At 67.1% G+C, this 17,979-nt stretch carries 17 protein-coding genes; 12 read left to right on the top strand and 5 right to left on the bottom strand.

Features of this window, described 5'->3' with window-relative positions; genetic code table 11:
• Nucleotides 1-15: 15 nt before the first annotated feature.
• From FG99_RS06305 to FG99_RS06335, 7 genes are all read left to right on the top strand, one after another.
• Nucleotides 16-1,374: a glutamine synthetase family protein gene (locus FG99_RS06305; RefSeq protein ID WP_009613996.1), complete on the top strand. Its 1,359-nt coding sequence runs from the start codon at nucleotides 16-18 to the stop codon at nucleotides 1,372-1,374.
• A 62-nt stretch (nucleotides 1,375-1,436) separates the two neighbouring features.
• Nucleotides 1,437-2,801: an aspartate aminotransferase family protein gene (locus FG99_RS06310; protein WP_009613995.1), complete on the top strand. Its 1,365-nt coding sequence runs from the start codon at nucleotides 1,437-1,439 to the stop codon at nucleotides 2,799-2,801.
• A 116-nt stretch (nucleotides 2,802-2,917) separates the two neighbouring features.
• Complete coding sequence (locus FG99_RS06315) at nucleotides 2,918-4,018, top strand: polyamine ABC transporter substrate-binding protein (RefSeq protein ID WP_043268221.1); 1,101 nt, start codon at nucleotides 2,918-2,920, stop codon at nucleotides 4,016-4,018.
• A 245-nt stretch (nucleotides 4,019-4,263) separates the two neighbouring features.
• Entirely contained in the window at nucleotides 4,264-5,337 is a 1,074-nt protein-coding gene (locus tag FG99_RS06320; RefSeq protein ID WP_178132450.1) for a polyamine ABC transporter substrate-binding protein, read from the top strand.
• Nucleotides 5,338-5,392: 55 nt separating this feature from the next.
• Nucleotides 5,393-6,547, top strand: coding sequence for an ABC transporter ATP-binding protein (locus tag FG99_RS06325; RefSeq protein ID WP_009613989.1), 1,155 nt, complete (start codon nucleotides 5,393-5,395; stop codon nucleotides 6,545-6,547).
• 26 nt (nucleotides 6,548-6,573) lie between these two features.
• Nucleotides 6,574-7,455 (top strand): ABC transporter permease subunit, encoded by an 882-nt coding sequence (locus FG99_RS06330; protein WP_173427895.1) that lies wholly within the window; start codon nucleotides 6,574-6,576, stop codon nucleotides 7,453-7,455.
• A complete protein-coding gene (locus tag FG99_RS06335) occupies nucleotides 7,452-8,324 on the top strand; it encodes an ABC transporter permease subunit (RefSeq protein WP_009613985.1) in 873 nt (290 codons plus the stop codon). The genes FG99_RS06330 and FG99_RS06335 overlap by 4 nt, the downstream gene beginning before the upstream one ends.
• A gap of 408 nt (nucleotides 8,325-8,732) precedes the next feature.
• Here FG99_RS06335 and FG99_RS06340 read toward each other — a convergent pair whose 3' ends face one another.
• The gene (locus tag FG99_RS06340; RefSeq protein WP_043268223.1) at nucleotides 8,733-11,123 is read right to left on the bottom strand and encodes a penicillin acylase family protein; all 2,391 of its coding nucleotides are present in this window, start codon (nucleotides 11,121-11,123) and stop codon (nucleotides 8,733-8,735) included.
• Between the two features lie 106 nt (nucleotides 11,124-11,229).
• On the opposite strand from FG99_RS06340, the gene FG99_RS06345 reads away from it, so the two are divergent.
• Nucleotides 11,230-12,255, top strand: a complete 1,026-nt coding sequence (locus FG99_RS06345; RefSeq protein ID WP_043268225.1) for an AraC family transcriptional regulator — start codon at nucleotides 11,230-11,232, stop codon at nucleotides 12,253-12,255.
• A gap of 26 nt (nucleotides 12,256-12,281) precedes the next feature.
• Here FG99_RS06345 and FG99_RS06350 read toward each other — a convergent pair whose 3' ends face one another.
• Entirely contained in the window at nucleotides 12,282-12,785 is a 504-nt protein-coding gene (locus FG99_RS06350) for a hypothetical protein (RefSeq protein WP_043268227.1), read from the bottom strand.
• A gap of 31 nt (nucleotides 12,786-12,816) precedes the next feature.
• Entirely contained in the window at nucleotides 12,817-13,458 is a 642-nt protein-coding gene (locus FG99_RS06355) for a DUF6436 domain-containing protein (RefSeq protein ID WP_051878552.1), read from the bottom strand.
• Nucleotides 13,459-13,535: 77 nt separating this feature from the next.
• Here FG99_RS06355 and FG99_RS06360 point away from each other — a divergent pair, with 77 nt between their 5' ends.
• Nucleotides 13,536-14,474 carry a phospholipase BipL gene (locus tag FG99_RS06360; RefSeq protein WP_043268230.1) on the top strand — a complete coding sequence of 313 codons (939 nt, stop codon included), beginning with the start codon at nucleotides 13,536-13,538 and terminating at the stop codon, nucleotides 14,472-14,474.
• Here FG99_RS06360 and FG99_RS06365 read toward each other — a convergent pair.
• A complete protein-coding gene (locus tag FG99_RS06365) occupies nucleotides 14,471-15,202 on the bottom strand; it encodes a DUF2059 domain-containing protein (protein WP_043268232.1) in 732 nt (243 codons plus the stop codon). The genes FG99_RS06360 and FG99_RS06365 overlap by 4 nt on opposite strands.
• Nucleotides 15,203-15,300: 98 nt before the next feature.
• Here FG99_RS06365 and FG99_RS06370 point away from each other — a divergent pair, with 98 nt between their 5' ends.
• Nucleotides 15,301-15,924 carry a 2OG-Fe(II) oxygenase gene (locus FG99_RS06370; protein WP_043268234.1) on the top strand — a complete coding sequence of 208 codons (624 nt, stop codon included), beginning with the start codon at nucleotides 15,301-15,303 and terminating at the stop codon, nucleotides 15,922-15,924.
• A gap of 3 nt (nucleotides 15,925-15,927) precedes the next feature.
• Here FG99_RS06370 and FG99_RS06375 read toward each other — a convergent pair whose 3' ends face one another.
• Nucleotides 15,928-16,482 (bottom strand): DUF6160 family protein, encoded by a 555-nt coding sequence (locus tag FG99_RS06375; RefSeq protein WP_043268236.1) that lies wholly within the window; start codon nucleotides 16,480-16,482, stop codon nucleotides 15,928-15,930.
• Between the two features lie 192 nt (nucleotides 16,483-16,674).
• Here FG99_RS06375 and FG99_RS06380 point away from each other — a divergent pair, with 192 nt between their 5' ends.
• Both FG99_RS06380 and FG99_RS06385 read left to right on the top strand, forming a co-directional pair.
• Nucleotides 16,675-17,169: a 2-thiouracil desulfurase family protein gene (locus FG99_RS06380; protein ID WP_043268238.1), complete on the top strand. Its 495-nt coding sequence runs from the start codon at nucleotides 16,675-16,677 to the stop codon at nucleotides 17,167-17,169.
• A gap of 161 nt (nucleotides 17,170-17,330) precedes the next feature.
• Nucleotides 17,331-17,768, top strand: a complete 438-nt coding sequence (locus tag FG99_RS06385) for a DUF4399 domain-containing protein (RefSeq protein WP_043268240.1) — start codon at nucleotides 17,331-17,333, stop codon at nucleotides 17,766-17,768.
• Nucleotides 17,769-17,979: the final 211 nt, after the last annotated feature.

The raw sequence follows: 17,979 nt of genomic DNA on the forward strand, positions 1-17,979 counted from the left end.
AACCCTGAGGTCTTTATGACTACCAAGCTAGACCAGCTGACCGGCTGGCTGAAGGAACGCAAGATCACCGAAGTGGAATGCATGATCGCCGACCTGACCGGGATTGCCCGGGGCAAGATCGCGCCGACCAACAAGTTCCTCAACGAGAAGGGCATGCGCCTGCCGGAGTCCGTGCTCCTGCAGACCGTGACCGGTGATTACGTCGAGGACGACATCTACTACGACCTGCTGGACCCGGCCGACATCGATATGGTCTGCCGCCCGGACGAGAATGCCGTGTTCCTCGTCCCCTGGGCCATCGAGCCCACCGCGATGGTCATCCACGACACCTACGACAAGCTCGGCAACCCCATCGAGCTGTCGCCGCGCAACATCTTGAAGCGCGTGCTCAAGCTCTACGCCGACAAGGGCTGGAAGCCGATCGTGGCGCCGGAGATGGAGTTCTACCTGACCAAGCGCAGCGACGACCCCGACTACCCGCTGCAGGCCCCCGTAGGCCGTTCCGGGCGCCAGGAGACCGGCCGCCAGTCCTTCTCCATCGACGCGGCGAACGAGTTCGACCCGCTGTTCGAGGACATGTACGACTGGTGCGAGGCCCAGGGCCTGGACCTGGACACGCTGATCCACGAGGAAGGCACCGCGCAGATGGAAATCAACTTCCGTCACGGCGACGCCCTGGACCTGGCCGACCAGATCCTGGTGTTCAAGCGCACCATGCGCGAGGCCGCGCTCAAGCACAACGTGGCCGCGACCTTCATGGCCAAGCCGATGACCGGCGAGCCGGGCAGCGCCATGCACCTGCACCAGAGCATCGTCGACATCAAGACCGGCAAGAACATCTTCTCCAATGCCGACGGCACCATGAGCGAGCTGTTCCTGCACCACGTCGGCGGCCTGCAGCGCTTCATCCCCGAGGCCCTGCCGCTGTTCGCCCCGAACGTCAACTCGTTCCGCCGCTTCCTGCCCGACACCTCGGCGCCGGTGAACGTCGAGTGGGGCGAGGAGAACCGCACCGTGGGCCTGCGCGTGCCGGACTCCAACCCGGAGAACCGCCGCGTGGAAAACCGCCTGGCCGGCGCCGACGCCAACCCCTACCTGGCCCTGGCCGCCAGCCTGCTGTGCGGCTACATCGGCATGGTCGAAGGCATCAAACCCAGTGCCCAGGTCAAGGGCCGCGGCTACGAACGACGTAACCTGCGCCTGCCGCTGACCATCGAGGCGGCACTGGAAACCATGGAAGGCAGCAAGACCCTTGAACAGTACCTGGGCAGCAAGTTCATCCGCGGCTACGTCGCGGTGAAACGCGCCGAGCACGAGAACTTCAAGCGGGTGATCAGTTCCTGGGAGCGGGAGTTCCTCCTGCTGTCCGTCTGATCGGCGTGGGGCCCGGCCCTGCCGGCCGGGCCCCGTGTTCATTACAGAGAGGTTTTACCAAAATGACGAAACAGACCAGCGCCCAGACCCAACACTGGCAGGCGCTCAGCCGCGAACACCACCTGGCTCCGTTCACCGACTACAAGCAACTGAACGAGAAGGGTGCGCGCATCATCACCAAGGCCGAAGGCGTGTACCTGTGGGACAGCGAGGGCAACAAGATCCTCGATGGCATGGCCGGCCTGTGGTGCATGAACGTCGGCTATGGTCGCAAGGAGCTTGCCGAGGTCGCCTACAAGCAGATGCTCGAGCTGCCCTACTACAACCTGTTCTTCCAGACCGCGCACCCGCCAGCGCTGGAGCTGGCCAAGGCCATCGCCGACATCGCCCCCGAAGGCATGAACCACGTGTTCTTCACCGGCTCCGGCTCGGAGTCCAACGACACCGTGCTGCGCATGGTCCGCCACTACTGGAGCATCAAGGGCAAGCCGCAGAAGAAGGTGGTCATCGGCCGCTGGAACGGCTACCACGGCTCCACCGTCGCCGGCGTCAGCCTCGGCGGCATGAAGGCCCTGCACAGCCAGGGCGACCTGCCGATCCCGGGCATCGTGCACATCGCCCAGCCCTACTGGTACGGCGAGGGCGGCGACATGTCGGCGGAAGAGTTCGGCGTCTGGGCCGCCGAGCAGCTGGAGAAGAAGATTCTCGAAGTCGGCGAGGAGAACGTCGCCGCCTTCATCGCCGAGCCGATCCAGGGCGCCGGCGGCGTGATCGTTCCGCCGGACACCTACTGGCCGAAGATCCGCGAGATCCTCGCCAAGTACGAAATCCTGTTCATCGCCGACGAAGTCATCTGCGGCTTCGGCCGTACCGGCGAATGGTTCGGCAGCCAGTACTACGGCAACGCCCCGGACCTGATGCCGATCGCCAAGGGCCTGACTTCCGGCTACATCCCCATGGGCGGCGTAATCGTCCGCGACGAGATCGTCGATACCCTGAATGAGGGTGGCGAGTTCTACCACGGCTTCACTTACTCTGGTCACCCGGTGGCCGCGGCGGTGGCCCTGGAGAACATCCGCATCCTGCGCGAGGAGAAGATCGTCGAGACCGTGAAGGCGGAAACGGCACCTTACTTGCAAAAGCGCTGGCAGGAACTGGCCGACCACCCGCTGGTGGGCGAGGCCCGCGGCGTCGGCATGGTCGGCGCGCTGGAGCTGGTGAAGAACAAGAAGACCCGCGAGCGCTTCGAGAACGGCGTGGGGATGCTGTGCCGCGAGCACTGCTTCCGCAACGGCCTGATCATGCGCGCGGTGGGAGACACTATGATTATTTCGCCGCCGCTGGTCATCACCAAGCCGGAGATCGACGAGTTGATCACCCTGGCGCGCAAGTGCCTCGATCAAACCGCCGCCGTAGCGCTGTCTTGAGTCTTTCACCGGACCTTTGACAGACTGCGCCTGTGCGTTGGCCAGGCTCACCGGGTGGTGAAGGCGGAAAGCCGCCGACGCCACCCGGAACATCAAAAACAATTGGAGCTACCCGCATGTTCAAAACCTTCGGCAAGACCCTGCTCGCCGTGACTCTGGCGGGCGCTGTGGCCGGTATGGCACAGGCCGATGACAAGGTACTGCACGTTTACAACTGGTCCGACTACATCGCCCCGAACACGGTCGACGAGTTCACCAAGGCCACCGGCATCAAGGTCGTCTACGACGTCTACGACAGCAACGAAGTGCTGGAGGCCAAGCTGCTGGCCGGCAAGTCGGGCTACGACGTGGTGGTTCCCTCGAACTCCTTCCTCGCCAAGCAGATCAAGGCCGGCGTCTACCAGCCGCTGGCCCGCGACAAGCTGCCGAACTGGAAGAACCTGAACCCGGACATCATGAAGACCCTCGAGGTCAGCGACCCGGGCAACAAGTTCGCCATCCCCTACATGTGGGGCACCATCGGCATCGGCTACAACCCGGACAAGGTCAAGGCCGCCCTGGGCGACGGCGCCCCGGTGGATTCCTGGGACCTGGTATTCAAGCCCGAGAACATCCAGAAGCTGAAACAGTGCGGCGTGAGCTTCCTCGACTCGCCCACCGAGATGCTGCCGGCGGCCCTGCACTACCTGGGCTACAAGCCGGACAGCCAGGATCCCAAGGAAATCAAGGCTGCCGAAGAGCTGTTCCTGAAGATCCGTCCGTACATCACCTACTTCCACTCCTCCAAGTACATCTCGGACCTGGCCAACGGCAACATCTGCGTCGCCATCGGCTACTCGGGCGACATCTACCAGGCCAAGTCCCGCGCCGTGGAAGCCAAGAACAACGTGAAGGTGGCCTACCACATTCCGAAGGAAGGCGCCGGCGCCTTCTTCGACACCGTGGCCATTCCGAAGGACGCCGAGAACCCCGAAGGCGCCCTGAAGTGGATCAACTTCCTGCTCGAGCCGAAGGTGATCGCCGAGATTTCCGATACCGTTTCCTACCCCAACGCCAACTCCGCGGCCACTCCGCTGGTGAACGAGGAAATCCGTAACGACCCGGGCATCTACCCGAGCGACGCGGTCATGAAGAAGCTGTACGCCTTCCCGGACCTGCCGGCGAAGACCCAGCGCCTGATGACCCGCAGCTGGACCACCATCAAGTCCGGCAAGTGACGCCCCGGCCCGGTCGTTCGTCCCGAACGGCCGGGCAGGGCGCAGGGTGGTGGCGGCGCGGTCGCAGGCCCGCCATCGCTCTGCAGGCACGGATCATCTGCAGTGGGATGGCCGTTGGTTGCAGCTAGGGCTGCAGAAGCGCTCGCGCGCGCCACGGAAGGCCCGGACAAGCTGTAAACGCCAACACAAAGAAGCTTCATGACAACAGAGAGGACCGACGTGTGCGCATTCCCTTCCGCAAAACCCTGATCGCCGCCATCTCGACCCTGGGCCTGGGCGCCGCCGTTGCGCAGGCCGAGCCGACCGTCCACGTGTACAACTGGAGCGACTACATCGGCGAGACCACTCTGGCCGATTTCGAGAAGGAAACCGGCATCAAGCCGGTGTACGACGTCTTCGACTCCAACGAAACCCTCGAGGGCAAGCTGCTGGCCGGCCGCACCGGCTACGACATCGTGGTGCCGTCCAACCACTTCCTCGGCCGCCAGATCAAGGCCGGCGCCTTCCAGAAGCTGGACAAGAGCCAACTGCCGAACTGGAAGAACCTCGACCCGCACCTGATGAAACAACTCGAGGCCAACGACCCGGGCAACCTCTACGGCGTGCCCTACCTGTGGGGCACCAACGGCATCGGCTACAACGTCGACAAGGTCAAGGCCGTGCTCGGCGTCGACAAGATCGACTCCTGGGCCGTGCTCTTCGAGCCCGAGAACATGAAGAAGCTCAGCCAGTGCGGCGTCGCCTTCCTCGATTCGGGCGACGAAATGATGCCGGCCGTGCTCAAATACCTGGGCCTGGACCCCAACAGCACCAACCCGGCCGACTACGAGAAGGCCGAGGCCAAGCTGATGGCGGTTCGCCCCTACGTCACCTACTTCCATTCCTCCAAGTACATCTCGGACCTGGCCAACGGCAACATCTGCGTCGCCGCCGGGTTCTCCGGCGACGTGTTCCAGGCCGCCAACCGCGCCAAGGAAGCCGGCAAGGGTGTGAACATCGCCTATGCGATTCCGAAGGAAGGCGCCAACCTGTGGTTCGACATCCTCGCCATCCCGAAGGATGCGTCGAACCCGAAAGAGGCCCACGCCTTCATCAACTACCTGCTCAAGCCCGAGGTGATCGCCAAGGTCAGCGATTACGTCGGTTACGCCAACCCGAACCCCAAGGCTGGCGAATTCATGGATGAGTCCGTGCGCGACAATCCCGAGGTCTACCCGCCTCAGGAAGTGCTCGACAAGCTCTTCGTGCAGCACGAGCTGCCGCCGAAGATCCTGCGCCTCATGACCCGTTCCTGGACCAAGATCAAGTCCGGTAAGTAATCCAAGTACGCCCGGCCGCGGGGGCCGGGCGTCCAAAAGTTGGGAGTTGTGGTAAATGGCTATAGCCTCCGGTGCCTACAAGAAAGCCCTCGCGGGCGACCAGCAGCCCAAAGAGGTGTTGGTAAAAATCGACCGGGTCACCAAGCAGTTCGACGAAACCCTTGCGGTGGACAGTGTTTCCCTGACCATCAAGAAGGGCGAAATCTTCGCATTGCTCGGCGGTTCCGGTTCCGGTAAATCCACCCTGTTGCGCATGCTGGCCGGCTTCGAGCGGCCGACCGAAGGTCGCATCTTCCTGGATGGCCAGGACATCACCGACCTGCCGCCCTACGAGCGGCCGATCAACATGATGTTCCAGTCCTACGCGCTGTTCCCGCACATGTCGGTTGCGCAGAACATCGCCTTCGGCCTGAAGCAGGACGGTCTGCCCAAGGCCGAGATCGACAAGATCGTCGAGGAAATGCTCAAGCTGGTGCAGATGACCCAGTACGCCAAGCGCAAGCCGCACCAGCTCTCCGGCGGCCAGCGCCAGCGCGTGGCCCTGGCCCGTTCGCTGGCCAAGCGGCCGAAGCTGCTGCTGCTCGACGAGCCCATGGGCGCCCTGGACAAGAAGCTGCGCTCGCAGATGCAGCTGGAACTGGTGGAGATCATCGAGCGCGTGGGCGTGACCTGCGTGATGGTGACCCACGACCAGGAAGAGGCCATGACCATGGCCCAGCGCATCGCCATCATGCACCTGGGCTGCATCGAGCAGATCGGCAGCCCGATGGACATCTACGAGACCCCGGCCAGCCGCCTGATCTGCGAGTTCATCGGCAACGTCAACATGTTCGACGGCCAACTGGTCGAGGACCTGCAGGACCACGCGGTGATCGCCTGCCCGCAGCTGGAAAACCCGATCTACATCGGCCACGGCATCAGCACCCGCGCCGAAGACAAGCGCATCACCTACGCGCTGCGTCCGGAGAAGGTCATGGTCAGCGCGCAGAAGCCGGAAAACCTCGAGCACGAAGGCTTCAACTGGGCCCAGGGCACCGTCTACGACATCGCCTACCTGGGCGGCCACTCGGTGTACTACATCAAGCTGGCCTCGGGGATGATCGTCCAGGCCTTCATGGCCAACGCCGAACGCCACGTGGCCCGTCCGACCTGGGACCAGCCGGTGTACATCAGCTGGTACGACGACAGCGGTGTGGTGCTGCAATCATGAACATCAGCAAATCGCTCATGAAGCGCCTGCCGCGTGGCCGGCACGCCGTGATCGGTGTGCCGTTCATCTGGCTGTTCCTGTTCTTCCTGCTGCCCTTCGCCATCGTGCTGAAGATCAGCCTGGCGGCAGCGGACGTGGCCATCCCGCCGTACACCGAAGTGTTCCAGTACGCCGACCAGACCCTGCAACTGGTGCTGAACCTCGGCAACTACCTGATGCTGACGGACGACCCGCTCTACATCGACGCCTACCTGGGCTCGCTGAAGATGGCGGCGATCAGCACCTTCCTGTGCCTGCTGATCGGCTACCCGATGGCCTACGCCATCGCCCGCGCCAGCAAGGAAATGCAGACCGTGCTGCTGCTGCTGATCATGATGCCGACCTGGACGGCGATCCTGATCCGCGTGTACGCCTGGATGGGCATCCTCTCCAACAACGGCCTGCTCAACGGCTTCCTGATGTGGCTGGGGGTGATCAACGAACCGCTGACCATCCTCAACACCAACCTGGCGGTGTACATCGGTATCGTCTACTCGTACCTGCCGTTCATGGTGATGCCGCTGTACGCCAACCTGGTGAAGCACGACATGAGCCTGCTGGAGGCCGCTTCCGACCTGGGCGCGCGCAACTTCACCAGCTTCTGGAAGATCACCGTGCCGCTGTCGAAGAACGGCATCATCGCCGGCTGCATGCTGGTGTTCATCCCGGCGGTGGGCGAATTCGTCATCCCGGAACTGCTCGGCGGCCCCGAGACGTTGATGATCGGCAAGGTGCTGTGGCAGGAGTTCTTCAACAACCGTGACTGGCCGGTGGCGTCCGCCCTGGCGGTGGTCATGCTGGCGATCCTCATCGTGCCCATCATCCTGTTCAACAAGAACCAAGCCAAAGAACTGGAGGGCAAGGTATGAACAAGCGTTGGTCCTTCTCCAACATCATGCTTGTCCTCGGCCTGCTGTTCATCTACGTGCCGATGGTCATCCTGGTCATCTACTCGTTCAACGGCTCCAAGCTGGTGACCGTGTGGGGCGGCTGGTCGGTGAAGTGGTACGTCGGCCTGCTGGACAACACCCAGCTGATCAGCTCGGTGTTCCGCTCCCTGGAAATCGCCGTGTACACGGCGGTCTCCTCGGTGATCCTGGGCACCCTGGCGGCCTTCGTGCTGACGCGTATCCCGCGTTTCCGCGGCCGCACGCTGTTCGGCGGCATGGTCACCGCGCCGCTGGTCATGCCCGAGGTGATCACCGGTCTGTCGCTGCTGCTGCTGTTCGTGGCCATGGCCCAGTTGATCGGCTGGCCGCAGGAGCGCGGCATCGTCACCATCTGGATCGCCCACACCAGCTTCTGCTCGTCCTACGTGGCGGTGGTGGTGTCGGCGCGCCTGCGCGAGCTGGACCTGTCCATCGAGGAAGCGGCCATGGACCTGGGCGCCAAGCCCTGGAAAGTGTTCCTGCTGATCACCATCCCGATGATCGCGCCTTCGCTGGCGGCCGGCGGCATGATGTCCTTCGCCCTGTCGCTGGACGACCTGGTGCTGGCCAGCTTCGTCTCCGGCCCCGGTTCCACCACCCTGCCGATGGAAGTGTTCTCCGCCGTGCGCCTGGGCGTGAAGCCGGAGATCAACGCGGTGGCCAGCCTGATCCTGCTGACCGTCTCGCTGTTCACCTTCTTCGCCTGGTACTTCACCCGCCAGGCCGAGGAGCGCCGCAAGCGTGCCGTCCAGGAGGCCATGGAAGCCACGGCCACCGACTGGCAGAAAGGTTCGCCGGCCACCGTCTGAGGTCGTCTTGTCGGCCGGCTGCAGCCGGTGCCTGCGAAAACCATGGGCCACCTTCGGGTGGCCCATGTTTTTGGGGGAGACGGACATATGCCGAAGGGCAAGAAGAGTCGGTCTTCTCAGAAGAATCTGACAGCTAATCGCCGCAACTTCCCTGCATTTGCCAACTACTATTCAGTGTGTCCGTTGGCGGTTGCCGGCTATTCCCCGCAGCTTGGTCGGCCTCCGTGATCCCGGGCAATTTGCCAGTGCTTTCCACAGCACCCAGGCGGGAGGTGGCGCCCAATACAACACCCCAATAGTTATCCCTAGGGGGAATAACGCGCCAGGGAGCTTCGGCGCCTCCCGCAGACCCTTCTCACGGAAACGACGAACCCCGCAGCATGCGGGGTTCGTCGTTTCTGGCGCGGCCTAGCGGGCCTGCGGCACCAACCTGAGCAGGCCGTGGCTGTTGGCGGCGACCTCGTCGGGCGCGAAATGCTCGGCGTGGTAGCGGCCTTCGACGTAGTCCTCGGCCTGGTCCTTGTAGTGCGCATCGAAGAGCACGCCGCTCTGGCCCACCGGGTTGATGCCCAGGGCGTGGGTCGGGTCGGCGAAGTCCACCAGGCGCCGCGTCGAGGGCCCGTAGGTGACGGCCCAGGGCGCCGGGCCGATGGGCGCCGAGAGGTTGTTGGGCACCTCGTGGCCGCCGGGCGCGGCGAAGGGGCCGATGTTGAACAGGCGGTCCAGCGGTTTCTGCATGCCCAGCGGGTGCACGTGGGTGAGGGTGTGCGCCTTGCCCCATTGCCAATTGGCCGGGTCCTCGCCGAAGGTGTCGCGCAGGTGCTTCAGGCTGGCCTGCCAGGCGACCTTGACGATGTCCGCGCGGCTTTCCTTCTGCGCCGTGGCGCGGTCGTCCCACCAGTGCGAAGCGTCGTCGGCGGCCAGCCGTGGCAGGGCGCTGTCGATGGCCCGGGTGCTCAGCAGGGTGTTGAAGAAGGCGTCGCCCATTTCGTCGTGCATGGCGCCGTAGGCCAGTTGGTAGAGGAACTGGCTGAACAGGGTGGCGGCCAGCGAATCCAGCGGGTAGTCGCCCTTCCAGGCCGCCAGTTGCTCCACCAGCGCCTTCTCCTGCTCGCCGCTCGCCACCTGGCGCAGGCTCGGCAGCAGCGGCGCCAGGGTGCGCGGGCCGTAGTCGGTGCCGGTGTCCAGCTGCAGCGCCTGGCTGTTCTGCAGGTCCCACTTCACCGAGGCGTCGGCCAGGTGCCGGTCCAGGCGCTGGCCGCGGTCGGCCAGGTTGTAGTAGCCGGGCACCGGCCGGCCATTGGCGGGCACCGGCTGGAAGTTGGCCGAGACGATGTAGCCGCGCGCCGGGTTCTCTTCGTGGGGGTTCTCGACGAAGGGGTAGAAGCCATCCTTGTCCGCCGCGGCGGTGCTGCCATCGAGGATGAAGTTCGGATCGACGCCGGCCGGGCGCTTTGGCAGTTGCGCCGAGGCCCACCAGGCGATGTCGCCGCGGGCGTTGGCCCAGACCACGTTGAGCCCCGGCGCGTGGATCTGCGCGGCAGCGGCGTGGGCCTTGTCCAGGGTGTTGGCGCGGTCGAGGTGGTAGAAGGCGTCCAGCAGCGGGTTCTTGGTCTGCAGGAAGCCCCACCACATGGCGATGGGCGTCTTGCCCGAGGCGGCGCCCAGGGCGTCGTTGACGATCGGCCCGTGGGGCGAGCTGCGCAGCACCAGCTTGACCGGCGCCTGGCCCTTCACCGCGATGCTCTGCTCCTCGCGGGTGAGGTCCACCCACTGGCCGTGGTACCAGACCTGCTCGGGGTTGGCCGGGTTGGTCTTCTCGGCCACCAGGTCCATGTCGTCGTTCTGGAACATGGTCAGGCTCCAGCCGAAGTCCTTGTTGTGCCCGAGCATGGCGAAGGGCACCAGGGCCTGGTGGTGGCCGTAGAGTTCGAAGCCGGGGGCGCTGAGCTGCGCCTCGTACCACACCGAGGGCGCGGCGAAGCGGATGTGCGGGTCGCCCGCCAGCAGCGGCCGGCCGCTGCGCGTGCGGCTGCCGGAGACCACCCAGGCGTTGCTGCCCTCGTACTGCGGCAGGCCGGCGGCTTCCAGGGCCTGCTGGCTAATCTGCGCCAGGGCGCCGAGGTCCTTCCAGTCGCCGGCGGCCAGCGCGGTGGGGCGTTGCAGCACGCCCTCCGGGTGCCAGGCCAGGTCGAAGGCCTTCAGGTAGTCGGCGCCCAGGTCGTCGCGGATGTAGGTGAGCACCGGCTCGGTGCGCAGGGCCACGGCGAAGCTGTAGGCCAGGTAGCCGGACACGGCGAGGGTGTCCTCCACCGTGAAGGGCCGCTTGGGAATGCCCAGCACGTCGAATTCCAGCGGCTTCGGGTGGCTGGCCTGGTACTGGTTGATGCCGTCCAGGTACGCCTCCAGGGCTTTCCAGGCCGGCGACTGCCGGTCCTGGCGGGCGGCGTACTCGGCGGCATGGTCGCGCAGGCGCAGGGTGCGGAACAGGCGGTCGGTGTCCACCAGCTTGGGCCCCAGCACCTCGGCCAGCTCGCCCTTGGCCAGGCGGCGCAGCATCTCCATCTGGAACAGCCGGTCCTGGGCGTGCACGTAGCCCAGGGCGCGGTACAGGTCGCTTTCGTTCTGCGCACGGATGTGCGGCACGCCACGCTCGTCGTAGCGCACCTCGACCTCGGCCTGCAGCCCGGGCAGCCCCGCCAGGCCGTCGCGGATCGGCTGCTTGCCATGCAGGTACCAGGCGCCCCCGGCGGCAGCGGCCGCCACCAGTACGGCAAGAACGGTCAACGTGCGTTTCATGTAGCGGCTCTCCTTGTTGTTCTGGGCGGATTCTGCGCATTCGCGCCGGGCGCTTTCATTGACCAAACGCGCGCAAGCTGCAAGTCTTCGGTCAAAAGGAGGCCATATGTCCCTCGCCAGCGCGCCACTCACCCATTCGGCCACTCTGCGCCGCCTGCTCTACGAGGCGCTTACCAACCTGGGGCTGGAGCCGGCGCGCATCTACCGCCAGGCGCTGCGGCGCGTGCGCCTGGCACCGGTGAGCGCCGACGGCCGCCTGCTGCACGACGAGGTGCCGCTGTTCTGGGCGGCGCTGCCGGAGCTGAGCGGTGACGTGGACATCGGCCTGCACCTGGCCGAGGCGATGAAGCCGCGCCTGCTCGACGTGGTCGGCTACCTGCTGCTGGCCAGCCGCGACCTGGAGCAGGCGCTGCACAGCTTCCTGCGCTTCCAGCACATCCTCTCCGGCGGCCTGGCCGCGCAGCTGCGCGAGGAGGGTGAGCAGGCGCGGCTGGTCCTCGACATCCACTACCGCGACTGCCCGCCGCTGCGCCAGCAGATGGAGTGCCTGCTGCTGCTGTTCATCAAGCTGCTGAAGGCGGTCAGCGACGACGAGTTCGCCTGTTCCGCCATTGAGTTCCGCCATGCCGCGCCACGGCGCCTGGCCGAGCACCGCCGGCTGTTCGGGCTGACGCCGCGGTTCGCCTGCGCACACGACGCCCTGCTGTTCCCGCGCGCCCTGCTGCGGCGCCCGTCGCGCACGGCCAACGCCGCCTTGCACGGCGTGCTCACCCGCTATGCGGAGGAGGAACTACAGCGCCTGCAGGAGAACGACCTGCTCAACCGCCTGCGCTACCTGCTGGCCCACCGCCTGGGCCGCGAACCCTGCACCCTGCAGGCCTGCGCCGAGCTGCTGGGGCTGCCGGCCAGCGCCTTGCAGCGCAGCCTGGCCGGGCAGGGCAGCGGCTTCCGCGAGCTGCATGAGGAGGTACGCCGCCAGCGCGCCACCGAGCTGCTGGCCGAAGGCGTGGCCATCCGCGAAGTGGCGCGGACCTGCGGTTTCGCCGAGCTGTCGCCGTTCTATCGCGCCTTCCGGCGCTGGTTCGGGGTGCCGCCGGAGGTGTACCGGCGGCGTTTGCAGGAGATGGCGTAGGCGCACTGAGGCGTCCCGCGCCGGGCTCATTCGGCCAGCGGGATCTCGCTGGCCATGTCCAGCAGGGCCATGGCGTCGAGCTGCGTCTCGATCTGCAGGAAGCGCATGGCGCGGGTCGGCGAGACGGCCTTGGCCATGCGCGCGATGTAGCGGTTGCGCAGGTCCAGGCGCAGCTGCTGGAGCTTCTCGGCGCGCTTGAGCAGGGCGCTGGCGTCTTTGTCGGAGACCTTGCCGGTGTTGTAGGACTTGGCGTAGTCGAGGATCAGCGCCAGGTGCTGCTTGCTCAGCTTCTCGGCCTCGCTGCGGTAGGTGTTGTAGATCGGCCAGAATGCCTCGCCTTCCTTGCCGGTGAGGTTCATGTTGGCTTCGACGATGCGTTTGCGCTTGTAGTCGATGCCGGCCAGGCGGTTGTCGATCTCCGCCTTGTGCTCGGACATCACCTGGTCGGGACTGGGCGCCTGGTCGTCGGCGCCGGCCAGCAGCGGCAGGCTGAGCAGGGCGCACAGGGCGAGGGTGGGGCGTAGCGGCATGGGAGGCTCCTTGTAGTCGCGCGCCGGCCCTTCATGGGCCGGCTCCGGCTAGTGTAGATGCTGGCGCCCGGCTGTCCGCCCGCCAGGGGCAATAGCAGCCTTGGGCGAGGCTCTGGGTGGCCTGCACCGGGCGGCCGTCGATCAGCGCCTGCAGCACCGGTTCGATGAAGCTGTTGGCCGAGCTGCACACCGCGCCCTCGCTGTAGGGACCGAAATAGGCCAGGCGGCCCTGGCGGTCCCAGATGGCCACCGCCGGGCTCGCCGGCAGCGCCTCGGCGCCAGGCGGCGTGGCCAATGGCCGCAGGGCCTGGAGGGTGGCGGGCAACTGGCCGTGGCTGCCGGACTTCTGCACGGCGAAGAACTGCACGCCGAGCGGGGCGAAGCGCGCCAGCAACTCGGCGAGGTGCTGCTGGTTGCCGACGTTGCACGGGCAGGCCGGGTCCCAGAAATGCACCAGGCGGATGGCGCCGGGGCCGGCCAGTTCGGCCGGCAGCTGCAGGCCGGCGCCGCTGAACAGCGTCGGCTGCGCGTCGAAGGGGCGGATGTAGCGCTGCTGGAACCATTGGTAGGCGCCCAGCAGCATGGCGGCGAGCAGCGCGGCGAGGCAGGCGAGGATGAGCGTGCGGCGGGCAGGCATGGCGAATCCCGGTAAGATAGCCCCCAAGAGTGCCATGCCGTCGCTTGTGGCAGAACCGCCCGGATGCCGCCGGGCGCTCGTCCCAGCGTCACCGGAAACCGCGGAAAACCCCGATGCCAGAAGCCTTCCAGCCCGATCTGCTGCGCCAGCGCCTGCGACCCCTGACCGCAGCCGAACGCGACGCCCAGGTCCTCGCCTACCAGTCCTTCTACGGGCTCGACCTGGCGGCCCGCTACCCGGGCCTGGAAAGCCGCCTGGGCTACTTCGAGTGCGCCGGCTACCGCATCGCCGCGCAGCTGTGGCGCCCGCCCCTGGCCCGCGGCAGCCTGCTGCTGCTGCACGGCTACTACGACCACATGGGGCTCTATGGCCACGTCATCGACTGGGCGCTGGACCTGGGCCTGGCGGTGATCGCCTGCGACCTGCCGGGCCACGGCCTGTCCAACGGCGCGGCGGCCAGCATCAACGACTTCGCCGAGTACCAGGCGGTGCTCGCCGGCCTGCTGGACGTGGCCGCGCAACTGGACCTGCCGCAGCCCTGGCACCTTTTCGGGCAGAGCACCGGCGGCGCCATCCTGCTGGACTACCTGCTCACCGGCGCGCCGCGCCCGGAGCTGGGCCACACCCTGCTGCTGGCGCCGCTGGTGCGGCCGCGCGCCTGGGGCTGGTCGAAGCTCAGCTACCAACTGCTGCGGCCCTTCGTCGACTCCATCCCGCGCAAGTTCACCGACAACTCCAACGACGCCGGCTTCCTCGCCTTCCTCCGCGATCGCGACCCGCTACAGCCGCGCATCCTGCCCACCGCCTGGGTGGGCGCGCTGGCGCGCTGGATTCCGCACATCGAGGGCGCGCCGCCCAGCGCGCGCAACCTGCTGGTGGTGCAGGGCGACGCCGACGAGACGGTGGACTGGCGCTACAACCTGAGGGTGCTGGAAGAGAAGTTCGAGCGCATCGAGTGCCTGCTGCTCACCGGCGCGCGGCACCACCTGGCCAACGAGAGCGAGGCGTTGCGCCGGCGCTACTTCGACTTCCTCGGAGAGCGCCTGAGCTAGTTCGAGGGGGCGGAAGCCAGCCCGGCCTTCACCGCGGCCAGAGCCGCCTGGTAGTAGGCCTGGCCGGCGGGCGACTCGGCGAAGTCGGCGAACTGCTGCAGCTCGGCGTCGGAGAGCCCGCGGTAGACGTACAGCAGGGTGTTGTCGAGGTCGGCGCCGATCTGCTGCACGACATTCTGCCGCTGCCCTTCGAGCAGCCCCTGGCCCTGGCCGAGCAGGCCGGGGAGCATCTGGCTGAGGCTGTCGGCGGCCACGCTGGCCAGCGCCATGCTGACCTCGGCGCCGGCCTCGCTGGCGGGCAGGGCCCGGCTCAGGCGCTGGGCCAGCTGCTGGCGCTGCGGCGTGGCCTGCTGGCGCGGCAGGCCGTTGGCGTACTGGGCGAGCTGGTCGCTGCGGGTGGCGAGGGTTTCCGCGGCGGCGATCTTGCGCCCCAGGGGCGATTCGAAGAAGGCCAGCGCCGGGCCGCTGTCCGCCAGGTTCCGGCGCAGGCCGGCCAGCGCCCGGGCGTCGATCTGCGCCGGGGCGAAGCGCTGGTCGCTGTTGTTCACCAGGGCCTGGTACAGCGCCGGCGGCAGGTTGGCCTGGTAGCGCTTCTGCGCGGCGTGCAGGGCGTCGTTGAAGTGCGCGCGTTGTTCCGGCCAGCCGGCGGCCTGGTAGAGGCGCTGATAATCGTCGGCCAGTACGGGTAGGCCCAGCATCAGCAGGGCAAGGGCAAGCAGTGCACGCAAATCGGGTCCTCCTGGCGGCAGTGGCCATCCGCCGCGGCTATTGTCGGCAAGCCCGGCCCCGCTTGTCGAGGCGCTTGTCGCCGGCGTTACAATAGCGCATGAACCCCCACGCCGATTCCTCCCCCCTGCAAAACGCCGTCGACGACCTGGCCGAACGCGGCTGGTCGCTGCAACGCGACTTCCTGCCCGCGGACCTGATCGCCGCGCTGGCCGCGGAGTGCCGCAACCGCGCTGCCGCCGGCGAGCTGGCCTCGGCCTCGGTGGGGCGCGGCGCCGGCCAGGCGGTGCGCGAGGGCATCCGCGGCGACCGCATCCAGTGGCTGGAGCCGGGGCAGGCCGGGGCCTGCGACCGCTACCTGGGGCTGATGGGCGAACTGCGCGTGGCGCTCAACCGCGCGCTGTTCCTGGGCCTGGAGGACTTCGAGTGCCACTTCGCCCTGTATCCGCCGGGCGCTTTCTACCAGAAGCACCTGGACCGTTTTCGCGACGATGACCGCCGCTGCGTGTCGGCGGTGCTCTACCTCAACGACGACTGGCTGCCCGAGCACGCCGGCGAACTGCGCCTGTACTTCGCCGACGGCAGCCACGACGACGTGCCGCCGCTGGGCGGCAGCCTGGTGCTGTTCCTCTCCGGCGAGTTCCCCCACGAGGTGCTGCCGGCCCACCGCGAACGCCTGTCGCTGACCGGCTGGTTCCGCCGCCGCGGCGACGCCCCGCTCTAGGGCTCAGTGGCCCCAGACGCGGATGGTGCCGCTGATGTCCTGGATGTCGCGCACCTCCAGGCTGCCCAGGCGGCTTTCACCGACGTAGAGGTCGCCGGCCACGCGCACGCGGATGGTCTGCGCCGGCAGGCCGCCGTCATTGAGCTGCCTGTTGATGGTGGTCAGGTCCGGCAGGGTCAGCGCCAACTGCTGCTGGCCGTTGCTGCCCTGGACCACGTCGACCTGCAGGGTCGGCAGCTCGACGCCGAAGAACGGCAGACTCAGGCCCAGCTGCGCCGCGCCCAGGGGCAGCGCGCCGCCGCGGCCGTCCGGGCAGACCGCGGCGCTGGTGCAGCCGTTGTCGATCTTCAGGTTGCGCAGCGAGACGCTGCCGCCGTCGTCGACCCAGGCGGCCTTGCCGATGCTGGCCATGACGTCGGCGCGGATGCTCAGGCCCTCCTGGCCGGTGATGCGGCCGAGGTTTTCGTTGTCCAGCGGTTCGAGCGCGGCCTGGCTGGCGCCGGCGGCGCACAGCAGCAGGCCGCCGAGCAGGTGCGGCAGGCTGAGAGGCTTGAGCATGGTGGCGGTTCCCTCGCGGTGGGCGACATGGCGAGGCAGTCTGCGCGCGATGCGCCCGGCCCGCCATGCCGGCGCGGCAGTTCCAGCCGAAGGATGGGCCCGACCATCGGCGGATGGCCGCCATCGGTTGCCAGGTGACCGGGTCCGATGTGCGGGCTAGTCTGTTGCGATCGAAAAGGGAGTGTTTCGCCCATGCAGAAGATTCTCGTCAGCCGCTGCCTGCTGGGCCACCGGGTGCGCTACGACGGTGGCAGCCACGGCCCCTTCGACCTGCTGGAACGCTGGCAGGCCCAGGGCCGGGTGGTCGCGCTATGCCCGGAAGTGGCCGGCGGCCTGCCCACGCCGCGCGCGCCGGCGGAGATTCCCGGCGGCCGCGGCGCCCTGGTGCTGGAAGGCCAGGCGCCGGTGGTGACGGTGGATGGCGTGGACGTCACTGGCGCCTTCGTCCGCGGCGCCGAACAGGCCATGGCGCTGGTCGACCGCCATGGCATCCGCCTGGCCATTCTCAAGGCGCGCAGCCCCTCCTGTGGCAACCGCGAGAACTACGACGGCAGCTTCTCCGGCCTGCGCGTGCCCGGCGAAGGCGTCACCGCGGCGGCGCTCAAGCGCATGGGCGTACTGGTGTTCAGCGAGGAGGAGCTGGACGCCGCGGCGGTCTGCCTGGCCGGCCTGGAAGCCGGCGGCTGAGTGGTTTGTGATAGCCTGCGAGGCTCGGCGTAGAGCCTTCCGACAGCCCTTGTAGCACTCTTTTCCTTGAGCCGTCGGCGTGGCGACCTATGCTGAAGAGTCCCGCCGGAGGTTCGCTGCAGCGTGCCGGGCCTCCCCATCCCGCTCATAAGGAGAACTCCATGAAGCTCACGTTGCCTTGCCTGGGCCTTGCCGGCCTGCTGCTCGCCGCCTCCACCGCCGCGCTGGCGGCCGGCATGCCGCGTACCCCGGCGCCCGAGGGGGCCAAGGTGTATTTCATCGAACCGAAGGACGGCGCCACCGTCGGCCAGACCTTCACCGTCAAGTTCGGCCTGGAAGGCATGGGCGTGGCCCCGGCCGGCGTCGACTCGCCCAGCACCGGGCACCACCACCTGCTGGTGGACCTCAAGGAGCAGCCGGCCATGGACATGCCGCTGCCGATGACCGACAACATCCGCCACTTCGGCAAGGGCCAGACGGAAACCAAGATCACCCTGCCGCCGGGCAAGCACACCCTGCAGCTGCTGCTGGGCGACAAGAACCACGTGCCCTTCGAGCCGAACGTGGAATCCAAGCAGATCACCGTCAACGTGAAGTGATGGTTGGGTCTCGGGCCGGCGAGATCGGGCTGATATGCCCGTAGGAGCGGATTTATCCGCGATGCTCTTGAGCGGCGGATAACCTCTCGCGGACGGAGTCCGGCGATACACCACGTAGGATGGGTCGAGCGAAGCGATACCCATCACCGTCCCGCATGGGTTTCGCAAGCTCAACCCATCCTACGAAGAGCGCCCGCCGCAGAAACGAAAA

The sequence above is a fragment of the Pseudomonas sp. AAC genome, assembly GCF_000725445.1.
Taxonomy (GTDB): Bacteria; Pseudomonadota; Gammaproteobacteria; order Pseudomonadales; family Pseudomonadaceae; genus Pseudomonas; species Pseudomonas citronellolis.

Bases quoted from the DNA above. Each gene is read 5' to 3' on its own strand.
- FG99_RS06305 (WP_009613996.1), top strand. From the start codon at position 16: ATGACTACCAAGCTAGACCAGCTGACCGGCTGGCTGAAGGAACGCAAG.
- FG99_RS06310 (WP_009613995.1), top strand. From the start codon at position 1,437: ATGACGAAACAGACCAGCGCCCAGACCCAACACTGGCAGGCGCTCAGC.
- FG99_RS06315 (WP_043268221.1), top strand. From the start codon at position 2,918: ATGTTCAAAACCTTCGGCAAGACCCTGCTCGCCGTGACTCTGGCGGGC.
- FG99_RS06325 (WP_009613989.1), top strand. From the start codon at position 5,393: ATGGCTATAGCCTCCGGTGCCTACAAGAAAGCCCTCGCGGGCGACCAG.
- FG99_RS06335 (WP_009613985.1), top strand. From the start codon at position 7,452: ATGAACAAGCGTTGGTCCTTCTCCAACATCATGCTTGTCCTCGGCCTG.
- FG99_RS06340 (WP_043268223.1), bottom strand. From the start codon at position 11,123: ATGAAACGCACGTTGACCGTTCTTGCCGTACTGGTGGCGGCCGCTGCC.
- FG99_RS06345 (WP_043268225.1), top strand. From the start codon at position 11,230: ATGTCCCTCGCCAGCGCGCCACTCACCCATTCGGCCACTCTGCGCCGC.
- FG99_RS06350 (WP_043268227.1), bottom strand. From the start codon at position 12,785: ATGCCGCTACGCCCCACCCTCGCCCTGTGCGCCCTGCTCAGCCTGCCG.
- FG99_RS06355 (WP_051878552.1), bottom strand. From the start codon at position 13,458: ATGGCACTCTTGGGGGCTATCTTACCGGGATTCGCCATGCCTGCCCGC.
- FG99_RS06360 (WP_043268230.1), top strand. From the start codon at position 13,536: ATGCCAGAAGCCTTCCAGCCCGATCTGCTGCGCCAGCGCCTGCGACCC.
- FG99_RS06370 (WP_043268234.1), top strand. From the start codon at position 15,301: ATGAACCCCCACGCCGATTCCTCCCCCCTGCAAAACGCCGTCGACGAC.
- FG99_RS06375 (WP_043268236.1), bottom strand. From the start codon at position 16,482: ATGCTCAAGCCTCTCAGCCTGCCGCACCTGCTCGGCGGCCTGCTGCTG.
- FG99_RS06380 (WP_043268238.1), top strand. From the start codon at position 16,675: ATGCAGAAGATTCTCGTCAGCCGCTGCCTGCTGGGCCACCGGGTGCGC.
- FG99_RS06385 (WP_043268240.1), top strand. From the start codon at position 17,331: ATGAAGCTCACGTTGCCTTGCCTGGGCCTTGCCGGCCTGCTGCTCGCC.